The organism is Mesorhizobium sp. M0317, assembly GCF_040321555.1.
Taxonomy (GTDB): Bacteria; Pseudomonadota; Alphaproteobacteria; order Rhizobiales; family Rhizobiaceae; genus Mesorhizobium.
This window is the reverse complement of record NZ_JAMYRV010000003.1, coordinates 19,631-34,974: the sequence shown is the minus strand read 5'-3', so window position 1 is coordinate 34,974 and position 15,344 is coordinate 19,631. Positions and strand designations below refer to the sequence as shown.

Here is a 15,344-nt window from a genome sequence, read left to right as displayed (position 1 = left end):
GCAGCCATCCACAAAATTCAGTATCAAACGTCGTTCCGGAGGTGAGCGACCTCGTCTCGGCCACCTGTAGCCCGAACTTCTACTGCACTGGAGGTACTCAACGCATAGAGCACCATTCCGTTCATCTCGAAGGGGAACATGATCGGATTTGAAGCAAGCGCCGCCACGGAAATTGGGCGCCCTGAGTATCGAATGCACGCCTCCACGAGCCATGCGATAAGTTTGGGCTCGCTCACCTTTGTTTTCGGCACGCGAACCAAGCGCTTGCCATTCACTGTGCGCTCAAGCGTCCGCCAGCTTGTCTGAGACTGAAGCACCATGTTGGTCATGCGGCGGGTACCCTCACGCTCGCCATAGATCTCGGCCATTCGCCGATGCACCTCGGCGGACGCGCAATCGTCCTGCAGCCCGGTCAGACGCCCGACAATCTCGGCCACCTTTCCAAAGAACGGATAGGTGGTGATGGCCATGCCCCAGGTAAGCACGGGAATGGGGGAGAGCGGGAAATCCCGATAAATTTGAATGCCGCGATCGGAAAAGTCCACTAGATCAGGCCTTGGCTCCAACCACAGACGATTGAGCACCGTACGGGTCTTCTTCTTTGCCGGTTCGCCCGAATGGGTTGCGTCGATCAGCTCCGTCAATTCCTCGATATCGGAAAGGCCAGCGCGAACGCGAAGCGCAGCAGCCGCCCAATCGAGTTGGATGAAGCGATCAAAGCCGATCTTTGGTGCCATTGCATTCATTTACTCGTACTCGCGTGGGTTACCTTGATGAACGGAACGACGAGCTCCTCCACCGAGAGGCCGCCATGCGCTACGATTGGCTCGCCCTTCTGAACAAACGCGCCGCGCCCGTGGGCGAACAGCGGCAAGAAGTCGGCTGGCAGTCCGGCGATATCAAGCCGAGACGCATCGATATCCCCTGGCGTCGATGCGGCTAGGGCGTCGCTCCGGTAGGTTCGCACACGCGCGCCGCGAAGCTCGGTCGCAACGCCCTGGTTGAGCCGGCCGATTCCCACGGCATCGACGTTGCCGTGGTCTGCCGTAAGGTAGATGTGAAATCCCTTTTCGAGCAGCTTACTGAATAGTTGCTCAATGAATCCCGAGTCGCACCAGGACTTGACCTGGTTTGCGATTCCGCGCTTTCCGAGGACGGAGCCATGAACGACCTCGTCGATCGTATCGACAACAATTCCCGCCGCCTTGATCGCCGGATCGGCGATTGCCGCCTCGATCTCTGACAACTGCCCCGTGCGCTTAATACCCTTCCGATAGGCGACCTCATTCGCGCGCAGTCCGTGATCCTGCCAGAATCGCGACCACTGGATCGGCTCCTGCGCTGTCGTTTCGATGGAGTTAGCGAATTCCCGAGGCTTCAAGCCGGAGAACAGTGCTTGACGGGAAACAGAGGTGAGCGTCGGCAACCATGCAAAGCAGCCATTCTCCTCGAAGGCGAGGTGGGGTGCTCGCTGTGCCAAGCACTCGCGAATTTGGACCCATTGGTCCATCGCCATGCCGTCGAATACTAGTAGAGCCACACGGACCTCTCCTGCATCACGACGCAGCGAAAGGAACCGCGGCACATGATGCACCATCACAGGCCCCTTTGCGACAGGGAGGGACGGCAAATCGGCGTAGTGCGCGATCACCCATTCGCGAAGACGTTCATCGGCCGCCTTCTGAACTTCGAGAACCTGATCGCCTATCGGCTCGGCCTGAACCGGCGGCAGACTGTGGAATCGAAAAATTACCTCACCCAGACGGCGAGACAACTGCACCCAGTCCCGGTGGGTTGCTTCCGCGCCGGGCAGTGAGCCAGCAAGACGCGAGGCGCCTTCCGCCACAAGTTTCGCGAGAGCGTCGGGATCCTCGACGACACCGACTTTCGCCCACTCCGGTATGCCTGTCGGCCGCCCTTCGATCGCCACCGGGTGAAGTGTGCCGTCGAGAAACATCGAATCCACAATGACCCGAACATCGGGATGTTCGAACGGGATGACAGGCGTGCTTTCACGCCCGCTTCGGGCAGGGTCCACAAGCCGCGAGCTTACCAATCCGTTTCCCGCCAGAAACTGATCCCAGGCGTCCTGAACCATCCTCAGGAAGAAAGCTTTCGACGAGAATAGGTCGTCGAGCGGCAGTTCCTTGAATGCGCCTTGGCTGTCGATGACGCTCGCGACGTGACTGGCGAGAACCGGTGGAAGCACCTTGTCGCTGAAATGCAGCCGCAGCAGCTCGCGCCAAAGCGCCTCGGGCCGGGAAATCAGGTATGGGCTCACGCCGAATATATGCGTGAGGATGAAATCCTTCGTCCCGGCGTCACCGAGCGTCTGCGCCGCATGTCTCAGCTGGGCATCGAACAGCGCCTCGAGATGCTCGGCCCCAATCTGGCGCACGACGCTGTAGCTAAGCTTCGGAAAGAGGTCCGCTAAGCTGAGGCTGACTCGTCGTCCGTCGCGTAGGTAATCCCACGGCAAATCGTCGACGATGCCGCTGCGGAGATGAAGCACCAACGCTTCAGCTGGACCTGGTTCACCTCGGTCCCAGGCTGTGCGATACCTTTCCTCATAGTCTGTCCGGAACGCGACCGAATCCTCGAATGGTAGCAGCTCGAAACCTCGACCGCGTAGGCTCGCGAGTATCTGCTCGTCGAGTAGGACGTTGTCGGGGTCGGCTGCAATCCAGAACCGCGAGAGCTCCGACGGAAACTCTCTCAGTATGTGCTCGATCCAACGGCTCATGATGCCGCCTTCTCTTGGCCGATCCGAAGCATCAGCACCGCGTTTAGGTCGGGCGTGTAGGCCTCGGCGATATCGAGCATCGCCATGCGGGCTTCATGTTCGGCCAAGAGACGTTTGCGGCGATAGTCGCGCACCGTGGGCAGGCCGATGCGGCCGATCGCCTGGTGGCGCGCATCATAAGCGTAACGGGCTCTCTCCCGCTCGTCTCGAAGACGCGCATGGTGTTCCTCGACCAGCTGCAAAAACCGCTGCTCACCCTGCGTGCGTGCCGCGTCGTGTGATGCTTCGAACCAGCGCGCGCCATCGTCCACCAACGGCACAGCCGCAAGATCGATCTGCTCGGTTAAAAGCAAATCCCAGATCCGCTTGGCGGTCGGCATGAAGGTTCGGCCGTCGTCGGCGACGAAGATGCTTAAGAACCGCCTTCGGCTGAATCCTTCGGCCGAAAGGCTGATCTCCCAGAGGGACCACACGCCGTTGACCGTATCGGGCAGTCCCCCGATCCTGACGAGCGGGAGTGGCTGTGCCGCCACGCATCTAGGTAGCTGGTTGATCACGGCGCGGGCACGTGGATCCTCCAAGGTGACCCATTCGAGTTCCGGATGCTCCGCAGCGGTGCGGGCATCGAAACACACCCGGGCGGACTCGCTTCCATCCACCCAGCGCACGCGCCAAGCATCACCCTCCTTGATCGCGGCTCCGCCGCGCGCCGGCAATCCCATGGTGATAGCCCGTTCCAGCCAGAACTGCGCCGGATGATCGCGCCACTTGCGAGCGTCGTCGGCGTCAAGCTCATGACTGTCGGCAATCAGGTCGCTGCTATTCCGGCTTTCAGCGAGCCTTGATCGAAGCTGTGAGACGACCGCATCGCATTCCTTTTCGATCGCGTCCGGGTTCTGGAGCCCCTGGACGAAAAGCTCATCGAACAGCGGCTCGGTTTCGACCGAATCCATCACGTCCGCCGCCTTGTCGAAGCCGAACTCCTCGGCGATCACAGCGAGCTTGGCTTCCAGAACCTCCCGAACTCGATGTTCGACGGTCTGTTCGAGCACGAAGTTGAACGCGCGCACGATATGCGGCTGACCGATGCGGTCTACACGACCGATGCGCTGTTCGACGCGCATCGGATTCCACGGCATGTCGAAGTTGACGATCACGTGGCAGAACTGAAGGTTCAGACCCTCACCGCCGGCATCCGTCGAAATCATGATGCGCACGTCCTGCGCGAATGCCTGCTGTGCCTTGGTGCGCGCGTCCAGCTCCATCCTCCCGTTCAGGGTGGTGACGGAGAAGCCGCGGCTCTCGAGAAACTCTGCCAGCATAGCCTGGGTTGGCACGAACTCGGTGAATACCAGCAGTTTCAGCGCGGGATCGTTTTCCTCCTGCTGCAGCTTGTAGATCAGCTCCAGCAGCGCTTCTGCCTTTGCGTCCGTACCCTGAGCTTCAGTGGCTCGAGCGAGTTCAAGGAGCGCATCGACCTCGGCTTTTTCCATCTCCCAGCCCTTCGCTTGAACGGCGACGTCCACCTGGGCTTGGCCGTCGAGTTCGGCCCAATCGTCTAAATCGGGCGCATCGAACAGCGACAGCTGAAGCTGTGGCTGTTCGAGTAGGGTCCTCCGCTTCTCGAGCGTGGTGCGGATCGCTGCGGTGCTCGACGTCACTAGCCGCTGCATCAGGATCATCAGGAAGCCAATGTGGCGCTGCTTGGCGGCCATAGCCTGGTTATAACCATGGCGCACATAGTCGGTGACTGCCTCGTAGAGCCGCTGCTGGGCCGCGTGGCGATCCTGCCAGGCGACGGCTTGTAGCCGCGTCCTCCGCGCCTTGAACAGCGGCTGCCCGTCCGCATCGATCGCGGCCCGCTTTTCGGTACGGATCACGAACGGCCTGACGCGATCGCGATTGACGCTGCCTTCGTGGGGGAAGGAATCTCGATCTACGAGCTGCATCAAACGCATGAACTGGTCAGTCTTGCCCTGGTGCGGGGTGGCGGAAAGGAGCAGCAGATAGGGTGCCGCCTCCGCCAGCGCCGCACCCAACTTGTAACGCGCCACCTGTTCCGTGCTGCCGCCCATGCGGTGCGCCTCGTCGATGATGACGAGGTCCCATGATGCCGAAACCAGATCCTCGAACCGCTCCCGATTGTAGGTGCTGAGCTGATCCAGGCTCCAGCCACGACGACTCTCGAGCGGCTTCACCGAATCCAGCGAGCAGATCACCTGATCATGTAGACGCCAGAGGTTCTCCTCATCATTCCGCCATTGACGGAATGCCGACAGCTCAGCCGGCTCGATGAACTGTAGTGTCTCGCCGAAGTGCAGGCGCATTTCTGTCTGCCACTGACGCACCAGCCCCTTCGGTGCGACGACCAACACGCGGCGGACCATACCGCGAAGCTTTAGTTCGCGGAGGATCAGTCCGGCCTCTATCGTCTTGCCGAGCCCGACCTCGTCCGCCAGTAGGTAGCGGATCCGATCGCGGCTCATCGCCCGGCTCAGGGCGTGGAGCTGGTGGGGCAGTGGAACAACGCTGGACTGGATCGGCGCCAGAAGCAAGTTGTCCTCCAACGCATCGAGAAGCTTAGCCGCTGCCGCCGTATGCCTCATCTGCTCTACGGTTGGCCGGACCGAATCCAGCCCGAGCAGGTCACGGGCGCGGGCGCGAATGACGGCATCCTTGGCTGGGAGCCAGACGCGGTAGGCGGTCTCGCCCCACACATCCTGTCTCTCGACCACGCGGCACGGCGCTCCATGCCGCTCATACCAACACCAGTCGCCTACATTTTTCCCGCCACCCCCACGCGTCACTCATCAGCCTCCATGCGGGTGAGCGCCTGGTCATACCAAAGCAGCAGCTTTTCATCTTCCTGGAGCGCCTCCTCCGGGATTTTCTGGGAGATCGCGATGATAGTCTTGTAGTCCCTGGCCGCCCACGCGGTCTTGAACCCTGCTCGGAGGACCTCGAGACGGAACTCTTTGAGCCTCCGACCGGCGATGGTCTTGTAACCTTCGAACTCTTTCAACAGTGAGCGTTCGCGCTTCTGCTCGAGATCCTTCGCCTTGCTGGGGTCCGGAACGTAACAGCGGTCTTTGGCTTTCGCTTTGAGCCGGGGATCGGATTTTTCAAGGTTTCGGAGGTCGTGATAGTTCGTTGAGAGATAGTTGTGGATCTGGCTCGGCACATCGCCACTGCCGTCGTAGCGTAGGAAATTGCCCTCCAACAGGTTGGAAAGCTCCGGCTTCTCTTCATGCTTCTTCCATCCCGCGCCAATCTGGGTAGTGAATTCGGGGTGGATTTCCTGGTAGGTCGACGGTCGCTTACGCAGGAAGTCGGTCAGCCAGTCGATGGCGCTACGCTCATCAGCGACAAACATTTCCATCTGCGGCGCTTGAGCCGACTGCGCGCGCTTGCGATCGTATTCGGTGACCTGCTCCGAAAGAAAGATCATGCCGTCACGTTCCGAGTGGCGGCTACGCAGCCCCTCCAGGAATTCCTCGGTTGAAAGCGGTACGGGAAAGTCGTGGCGCACGAACCATGCAACCATACGGTCGTAAATACGGCGAGGATCGCGTTCGACCACAAACTCCAGCCCCCCATTCTTCGACTTCGAGATAGGTAGCTGGCGCAAATGGGTTTGCACAAAGTCCCAAGCGGACTCGGGCGCTGCTCCACGCTCGGCTAGGCGCTGTTCCAGCCCGCCATTGGGCTTGTAGGCAGAGATCACGAGGTCCTGTTTGACGGCAGTCGTGGAGGTCACCTGGCGGTAGCTTCCCTGCACCTTGTCGAGCGCGGTCACCTCCGCAACCACAAAACCGGCTTGCTGCAGTGAAACCTGGATCGCATTCCAGACCGATGCCTTGCTGTTGGAGAAGACAACGGTCATCCATCGGCCGGGTTTCAAGACGCGATAATACTCGGTGAAGCAACGTTGCATGAGGCGCTGGTAGTCGGGGAGAGCTTTTTGCTTGAATCGATCGATGATCGCTTCTGGCTCTGCATCCGTCGTCACACCATGCCAAGACTCAACTAGGAAATTTAGATCAGAATAGTAGATGTTTTCGCCGAACGGTGGATCGGTAAAGACATAGTCAATCGAGGCCTCGCGCAAGGGCAATGAAGCAGCGGTTCCTGTGGAAACCGCTGCGGAGCTTCCTCCGGTGCGATACCCACGGAATGCTTTCTCTAGACGGTTCAACTTACCGCCCAGATTGTACCAGGGGCTACATTCCGAAGTTTGAGACGCAACATAGTATACCCCGTTGAGCGCACGATTTACTTGTGAAAAGTGCGAGGGGCTATAGCGGTTTAGAATCGAGAAGCCCCAAATCGACTGCTCAACCATAAAGATCAAGGCAGCTCTAATTCGAGCATCCGCGTGAGCCTTAGATTTCCCCCAAAGAAGCCCAATAGCGTGGGCGGCCCGTGGTAGAAAGAAATGGTGCAAGTGAGTGACACCCGCCTGATCCATGCGTGCGCGCTCGTGCGTCATGTGCATGGGCGGTATTTTGATCGTTGGGAGTACAGTAGGAAAATTCAGACCCGCGATCTTCTGGATGACGGCAAGGTCATTCTCATCGGGCTTCTTCTCATACCGGGTTTTTCCAACTCGGTAGGAGATCAGAGCTGGCGCTCGCTTTGGTACCTTGAGGACTTTGCCCGTGGCCGCATCGATCTCGTTTATCCAAAGCTTATCGAGTTTTCGCTTTGTGAGTTCGGCTCCACAGTGCGGGCATGGGAAATCGTCCTTTACACGCCTAGTCTCTTCATCCAATGCTTCGTCGGTGAAGTTCACCTCACCTGTGCATTCCGGGCAGCTATAGAGTTGCGTCCAGACGGTAAATTCAATCCGCCCTTTTGTCTTTCCGTCCGAATGCAGCGTCTCGTACATCCAACCGAGTTCGCGCTCGACATCGCGGAGCAGCTGCTTCCCCGCCTTGGCGAAGGCATCGACATCGAATGGCAGGTTGTAGTTCGCGCTAATGAATGTCGCCGCGGGCGACAGATCGTTCAGCACCGCGCGGCGCGCCCCCCATTTCGGCCCCGCAGACCCAGCCTTCTTCCACTCCATCTCCAGCTTGTGGCGATAGGAGGGAGGCGCCGTCCCGCACCACTGCGCCGCAACGCCCGTCATCCCCGATCCGGCAAACCCGTCGAGCACGATGTCACCAGGCTCGGTGAAGTGTAAGATCGATGGTACGATAGCCAAGTGCGGGACCTTGGTGTGGTAGGAATGGGCCTTGTAGAGAGGGTCGGTTTTTCCCTCCGACACGTCGATCGCCATCGGCTCCCGCGCGTATTTTTCGGCGGGGTCGTAGGGCTTGCCATAGCGCGTCACGAACTCCGCGAGCCACGGGTTAGGGCATACGGTGTAGTATGGCGGATCCGACATGGCGAGGATGGCTTCGTCGGTCCCTTGCGGAAAGCCTTCCTGCTGGCGGAAGGCCGGATCCTTCAGCTTGTCCGCAAGCAGCTTCAGGAAATGCTCCCTCCGAGTTTCTTCGCTCGGGAAGGTCAAGCCGAGGCATTCCACCGAGGCGGTGGTCCGTTTTGAATGGGATTGAAGGAGATCGTTCATCGGTTTGGTCTCATTTTTTCTTGGCTATGTGCGGGCATAGCGATCACTCCACCACGAAGCGCAGCTTGTTAGTGTCCCGACCTTTGCAGCGGTCATTGAGGAATGTTTCGAAGCGTCTGCGCAGATCGTCGGGCGTAGCTGGCGACCCACCTAGGAGCAAAGCTACCCTGATTTCGTCGCCAGTCACGTTGATCTTCTCGAGCCCCGACAGCGCTTCCTGAACGGCAGAAATGAATTCAGGTGTGACGAATTCCGGGAGTGTCTTCTTCTCCGCGAAGCCCGTCACGATCTTACGCGACGACGCCTTCAGCAGATCGAAGTTCGACTGGATGATCGGATCTTCGAGATTCTCGACCAATGTCTGAACCCAGTTTTCGAGAAGCCTATCAAGTTCATCGTCGAGTTGCTTGAGCACGTTGGCGGCAGGCAGCATATCGCTCTGTTCGCTGGATGGTCGGAATTGGCAGTGCGGGCAGACCGGGCTGGCTGAAAGCTCGGATTCCACCAGCGCGGCGCAGCTTCTCAATTTGTCCAGCTTGTCGTCGAAACTCGTCAGCTGGCTGGTCGGCATCAATGAGATCCCGGCCAGCGCGCGCATCGCGGTGAGGCGCGGATCCTTCCTCAGCGACGCCTTCGTCTTGTCCTCCGCGACTCCCAGCCGCGCCTTGCTGTGCTGGCCGATATAGGCGGTGACGTAATCCTTCTTCAGCTGGGAGAGCGTTTGACGATATCCGGCGCCCTGCTGAGCGGTCCGATCTTTCGACAACTTGTCGAAGACATCTTTTCGCGTGGCATCCGCCTGCCTAACCCATGTGTGATCGGGCGAGATGACTATTTCGGCTTGCGACAGGTAACTCGCAGTGCCGCCCAGTTCGGCCACAAACTCCATCATCCGTTCGATGGCCACCAGCGTCTCGAGGTTCTTCTTCTGTGCTTCGATATCGTCCGAACCGATGCGCAAGTTCTTGAGCTTGCCCACTGTGTTGTAAGGCGACAGGCTCTCGGTGAGGGCCTTCAAGGCGTCCAGACGGCCGCGCCATTCGCGGATCTCATCCTCGCGTAGCAGCGGCTGCCCCCAGAAGCTGAGCCTACTCTGCATGTCCGTTGTGGCGTGGAGCACACGCCGCACAAGTCCGCCGACAGCTTCGACCAGTTGCTTCACGGGTTCCTCGGAGCCCTGGGTGGCCAATTGCGCCAGTCCCGGCGAGAGCCCCAGCAACTCGAACAGCGCGCGCAGGACGGCTACATTGATCTCCTTGGGCGCCTCGACGTGCTTGAACTGCTTCAGGTCATCCAGGGCCCGCTCGGAGAGCAGCGTGACCTTACCGGAGTCGATCTTGTCGCCGGTGACCGCCAAGACAATGTCACCGGAATATACGAGCCCGCCGAGCACTGTGACCAGCAGATCCGGCTCTAGACGATATTTGAGAGGCGCGAAATATTCGACGTCACTCGAACCGCTCAGCAGTTCGCTGCGGTTGAGAACCTGGCCATGCCCCTTGCCCTTCAGGCGGGATAAAATCTCCCGCGCGTAACGTGACCGCGTGGGATCGATTCGATCGCCATCCAACATCTCCAGGGCGTCTAGAATCCCAATAGCGTCCTTGGTCCGCGTACCACCGGCCAACGACTTAAGCGCATTCCCCACGAGCTGCTTGCGGTTGGATTCTGTGACCAGCACCGAGAAGGTCGGATATTCGGGTGAGACCTCGGCGAACTGGTTGTTGAGCGCCAGGCCGGAGATGACGTTCACGACATCGCGGAAATTGATCCGGTCATCCGGCCCGAGCTGGGCCTTGTCGCGGAGTGAGACACCCTTGGTCCATTCCTGCAGGGTCTTGGTCTTGCCCTGATAGGTGACCTCGTAAGCGGTCATCTGCTTCTCTTGCAGCCATTTTCTCATGTCACGCAGGGCGTCGTTCACCTTGTCGAGATAGGTGGACTTGGCGCCACCGCTTGCAGTCGAAGCGAGATCCTGGGCGGCCGCATAGAAGGACAAGTGACGCTTGAAGGATTCGTCCCGGCCCTTTAGTCGGAAAAACACCTCGTCCGGTTTGGTCTCGTCGCGGAACCGCGGCGGTTCGAACGGCTGGATGAAGTAAATGTAGAAATCCCGCTCGGGCTGAGCCGTGGGCCGGTCGTTCGGCGCGCCGAAGAACAGATAACCGTTGCGCTCGACACGACGGTCCTGCCACTCGATTTGATACTGCCAGATCTGATGGCCTGTGACGTAGGCAGTGTCGTCAGTACGCTCCATCAGCTGGCGGATCGCGCCGTAGTAGGCGCGGTCGAGCGCATCATCTGATAAGGCCTCGGTGCGTTTCTCAATCTGGGCGTCGTAGTCAACGTCCTTCTTCAGATCGAGATAGTACTGCTCAGTATCGGGCGCCTTCGAAATGAACTGCCCATTTACGGTCTTGATCGTTTCTCGCAACACTGTCTGCACGAGCGAGAGGAGATCAGCGGCCGGCTCACCTCCCATGTCCTCTATGCCCGGCTGGTAGAGGCACAGCGTGTCGCGCAACTCCTCGGCGGTCGGCCCGATCGGAACGTAGATGTCGCCGCCCGTCGTCAGCCTATACACGGAGAGGCCATTGACGATGCGCTGTGCCATCGGCCGATAGGCAGGACGCGTGAAGGCCTTCTGAACGCGCTCGGCCAAGATCTCTGACACCTTGAGAACCGGGCCGATGTTGGGGTCAGCGCGCAGCACCGAGTTGGACGTCACCGTGTCCCAGAACTTATCATAGCCGATCAGACCGGGCCGATCGGTCGGCACCTCATCGATGAGGATTGCCTGGATCTGGTCCCGCAGCGTCACCAGCGCGCCACGCTTCTCGGTGAAGATCAGGCGCTCGAATGTGCTGATATATTCGGGATGAACGGGAAACAGCCTGACGTACTCATCCATCCGCTCGTTCATAGAGCCGTAGAATTTGGCGAATGACGTGAGATGGGCTCGGATCTTGTTCTGTTGATCGGCCGACTTCTTGAGCAGCCTCTCGGCGACCACGAAACTGACGTCCTGCCGCGCCAGCAGCACCTGGGCGAACCGCTCCTGAACGCGTCTGAGGCTGTCCGCCACGTGCGCGAAGCGGCTGCTATCGAAGATCGCCTCCTGAACACCAGCCATGAAACGGAAGCGCAAATGCTTTGTCACTTCGCCGATTTCGCGCAGGAACGAAAGGTCAAGAATCAGATCATGGTCCTTGCGGGACCGAAGATACTCCAGGAACTCGTCGACGACGAGCAGCACGCCATGGTTCGGATGGACATCGGCGAACGCCGCCATCATCTCCTCGAAGGCTGGCTTGTTGCTGACAACCTTTTCGGCAGGTGGGAAGGAGAAGCTGACGCCCTGCCTCTCGAGGAAAAGCTCCAGCTGCTGCGTGATGATATCCCGTAACGACATCTGGCTGGAGATCTCGATCCGATGGACCTTGAACTTTCCCGCGATGGCGCCGGCAGCGTCGGCGACCTTGAGATGGCGGATCATCGGCACGTAGGCGGCATCCTCCGCCACCAATGAAAGAACAGACATCAGGTGGGATTTACCTGTGCCGTAGTTGCCAACGATCAGGACACCTTTGTGGTCGACCGACTCGTCGAAAGACAGCTGCGGGATGATCTGCTTGCTGATCCTCTCGGCCATGTCGTCGGAAATAACATAGGTCGCGACGAGCTTCTTGGCTTCGTCTGGACGGTTCGCGTCCAGAAGCTGGATCACCGACTCGATCGGCTCAAACTGAATTAGATCGCTGTAACGCATCGAAAACTCGCCTTCCCCCATCAATTGGTTCTAAACGGGACCAGGCCATCGACGCCGTAGTCCTGATATTCTGGATGCCCTATCGCCGCGTAGGTGAGCCGGCCGCCGCTAAGCTCACCGGGCCAGACCGCTACGACCCGTCGCACGTGCGCCTGTCGCTTCAACAGATCAAGCGGGTTGAGTTGCAGTGAGCGGTCGAACAGCAGCTCGATATTGTCAAGCAGGACGAGTCCCTCCACGGCATGCCCTGCCGCCACATCCTTGAAGATGCCACCCGCCTCGGCATGACGGCGAGTGCCTGGGACCTCCAGCAGCAGACGCCCCAGGGCCGCGCCGACGTTGACTACGCCGAACTGCCGCCGCTCCGCCAGAGCATTCAACAGTTTCGTCTTTCCGGACCTGGGCGGCCCGACCAAGAGGATCAGTTTGCTGTTGAGGGTAGCAACGTCCTCGACCCGCTGGTTGAGCGTCTCAAGCATGCGCGACTGTCCGAACGATCAGTCCGGTCCCATGTCGGCACAGAGCGGCGCGCCTCGACGATTGAGGCGCGCGCTTACCACAGCCGCCCCGGCGCCCGATTTCTTGTCTTGGACGAGGATTGTGACTCACTAAAGCTTCCCCCAACTCTTGCTTATGGCGCATGTCACGAACAGACAAGTAACTTCCAATTCCAACCCCTCGTCACCTTCGGGTGACCGTCTGACGTCTCAAAGCTGCAGAGCTTGGTAGCCAATAGGCCATGCGCAGCAGGCGCACCGCTTAGGCGCCGGTCAGTTGCGACGAACGCCACTCGTCGAGAGACTAAAGCGATGTAACCTCTTGGTGGCGATCCAGCCCGCGGCGCGACCGACCTCAATGCGGGCCATTACTAAACGGTGGCGATAGTCACTGCTAGCGCCATGCCTCGCTCAAAGTCCCGATCGGTGCGAAAGGGCGGCGAAACCAAATCTCGGGGGGTCGCCGCTCTGCTTATCGCCCTTCGCCATCACGGCGATTATCGGCCAAATATTGGACAATCCAGCGAGGAAATCTTCTAAGTACTTGAAAGCATTGGTTCCCGCTCATGGGCTCGAACCACGATTCACGCCTTCAAAGGGCGCTGTCCTACCATTAGACGAAGCGGGAATGCAGCTTGGTGGTTAGCATTCTGTGGCGATGGAAGCCAGTGCTCGAGATCTCGCTAAAAACAAAAGCCGCACAGGTTGCCCAGCGCGGCTTCGAGTCGATAACGCCCCGGTCACGCCCTTACTTCGTCTGGAAGCGGGCGACCGAAAGGAATTTTACGGCATTGCCGGTGAAGCGGTTGGCATCGGCCATCTGGTTGTCCGCCTGGAAACCTGCGGTGTAGACCTCGCTCGGCGGCGTATGCACGATGTTGTAGGCATAGCGCGGCGCAGTCGTCGGGCTGGAAACGGTGGCGATGTTGTCGCCGCTGCTCAGCGCCCAGCGCGCCGCCTGCGGTTCGGCCGCCACCACCACTGCCTTCGGTCCTGGCTTCAGGTCGCGAGCCGAAGCCCTTGCTTCCTTGCGTGTCGTCTTGACGCCGGCGCCGATCACCGAGGCTGGATCGGTACCGGCGGGACGGGCAGCAATAGCACCGCGCGGCGATGCGGCATCGACACCTGACGGATCGTTGAACGCCGAGCGAGGCTCGAGCGACGCAACCTGATAGTCGTCGGTAGCACCGGCTGTATCGGCGGCGCTGGCCTGTTCGAGAACCGCCTTGACCTCGTCCGGACGCTGCGACGGCAGCACCGAGAACGCGTCGGTTGCGGTCTGCTTGTGGGCAGCCGTATCGGCCAGCGCCAGCAGAACGCCCTTGTCCTGCGGCGCAAGCTCAGCCGGCGGCGAAGAGCGGTCGGGACGCCAGGTCGGCAACGGGACGTTGACCGCGACCTGCGCCGGAGCGGCAGCTTGATCGGCCCCCTGGTCGGCATTGCTCGCATCGGCCGTGCCGAACGGCACATTGGCCGGCGCCTGCGCCGTCGCCACCGTCTGTTCGGTGGTGGCATCGGCCACGCCGAACGGCACGGTCTCAGGTTGTTGCGCGCCGACATCGGCCTTCGGCCGCGGTGCGAAAGCGGGCAGCGGCACTTCCTTGGCGGGCAGCGCGGCGATGATCGTCTCTGGCGTGTCCTGCGGCTCCGAATCGTCAGCGCTGTCGTCGGCAAGCTGCGGAATGTTGGCGCGCTTGGCGTTCTGCGGCGACACGATCGCGATGCCAGGCAGATTGCTGTTGTTGTTGCTCGTGGCAGCCAGCACCGGCTTCACGCTTCTCGGCGGCGGCGCGGCGGTAGCGACATCGGCGCTGTCGTCGGCTTCGTCTTCACCGCCACCGCCAAAGAACGCGGACAGGAAGCCACCGGATTTCTTGGTGCTGCCGCCTGCGCTGGCCATCATGATGGCAGGAGAACCGGCGCCCTTGCGCGCCTTGTAGGAGGCGAGCGCCTGGTCATAACCCGGCAACGGCCTGCCGTCGCTCGGCACATGCAGCGTCTTGCCATTGGGGAACAGGCTGACCAGTTCCTGGCGGCTGATGCCTGGCCAATGCCGCACATTGCCGACGTCCATGTGGACGAAGGGCGAACCCGACGACGGATAGTAGCCGACGCCGCCGCCCTGCATCTTCAGGCCGATGTTGCGCAGCTTTTTCAGCGGCACACCCGGAATGTAGAAGTCCATCGCCTTGCCCAGCATATGCTGGCTTTCCTTGGCGACACCGCGGCTGCGGCTGCGCAGCATCGAATTGGTCGACGGCGAGCGATAGCCGCAAACGACCTGGATGTAGTCGGTGGCGCCGGCCTGCCGGTAAGCTTCCCACACCAGATCGAGCAGGCGCGGATCCATCTTGGTCGGTTCGTTGCGACGCCAGTCGCGCAGGATGATGTTGATCTTCCTGAGGCCTGCCGGATCGTAGCGGCCATTGCGCTTGTAGACGATCTCGGCCTTTTCGTGCGTGTGGAGGTGATAGAGCTTGAGCGAGCGCGTTTCAGCGCTGGCGCCGGCAGCAGTTGCGGCGAGGAAAGCGAACGCAACGATCAACGCTGCCAGCCATCTCGGCCAGACGCCCATGTGATCGCGCCGCCCGTTTCTGTGTCGTTCGACTTTGTTCAAATCAAAAGGCCTTGCAGGCTGCCGTTTGTCCCCGGATTTGTCCAAACGGATGCGTGGTTCTCACATCCGAATATCGATCCTAATGGTTAATCATCGCTTATTGAAGCCGAAATGCGGTAACACCGTGGCGATATCCCGTCAAA

At 60.1% G+C, this 15,344-nt stretch carries 7 protein-coding genes and 1 tRNA gene; all 8 read right to left on the bottom strand.

All coding sequences use genetic code 11. The annotated features are described in order from the left end of the window. Positions 1 to 23: 23 nt before the first annotated feature. The 8 genes from NKI88_RS04300 to mepK all read right to left on the bottom strand — a co-directional run bounded on the left by NKI88_RS04300 (position 24) and on the right by mepK (position 15,159). A complete protein-coding gene (locus NKI88_RS04300; RefSeq protein WP_352653880.1) occupies positions 24 to 737 on the bottom strand; it encodes a hypothetical protein in 714 nt (237 codons plus the stop codon). Positions 738 to 742: 5 nt separating this feature from the next. Continuing rightward, positions 743 to 2,743: a BREX-3 system phosphatase PglZ gene (gene pglZ, locus NKI88_RS04295; protein WP_352653878.1), complete on the bottom strand. Its 2,001-nt coding sequence runs from the start codon at positions 2,741 to 2,743 to the stop codon at positions 743 to 745. Continuing rightward, a complete protein-coding gene (locus NKI88_RS04290) occupies positions 2,740 to 5,478 on the bottom strand; it encodes a DEAD/DEAH box helicase (RefSeq protein ID WP_352653876.1) in 2,739 nt (912 codons plus the stop codon). Before NKI88_RS04290 ends, pglZ begins: the two co-directional genes overlap by 4 nt. 68 nt (positions 5,479 to 5,546) lie before the next feature. Then, a complete protein-coding gene (locus tag NKI88_RS04285) occupies positions 5,547 to 8,318 on the bottom strand; it encodes a DNA methyltransferase (RefSeq protein WP_352653874.1) in 2,772 nt (923 codons plus the stop codon). Positions 8,319 to 8,361: 43 nt separating this feature from the next. Next, positions 8,362 to 12,087: a DUF6079 family protein gene (locus NKI88_RS04280; protein ID WP_352653872.1), complete on the bottom strand. Its 3,726-nt coding sequence runs from the start codon at positions 12,085 to 12,087 to the stop codon at positions 8,362 to 8,364. Positions 12,088 to 12,107: 20 nt separating this feature from the next. After that, complete coding sequence (brxF, locus tag NKI88_RS04275; protein ID WP_352653870.1) at positions 12,108 to 12,566, bottom strand: BREX-3 system P-loop-containing protein BrxF; 459 nt, start codon at positions 12,564 to 12,566, stop codon at positions 12,108 to 12,110. Positions 12,567 to 13,138: 572 nt separating this feature from the next. Then, positions 13,139 to 13,212: transfer RNA gene (locus NKI88_RS04270), tRNA-Gln, on the bottom strand. A gap of 120 nt (positions 13,213 to 13,332) precedes the next feature. Continuing rightward, positions 13,333 to 15,159, bottom strand: a complete 1,827-nt coding sequence (gene mepK / locus NKI88_RS04265) for a peptidoglycan L,D-endopeptidase MepK (protein ID WP_023728404.1) — start codon at positions 15,157 to 15,159, stop codon at positions 13,333 to 13,335. Between the last annotated feature and the right edge of the window lie 185 nt (positions 15,160 to 15,344).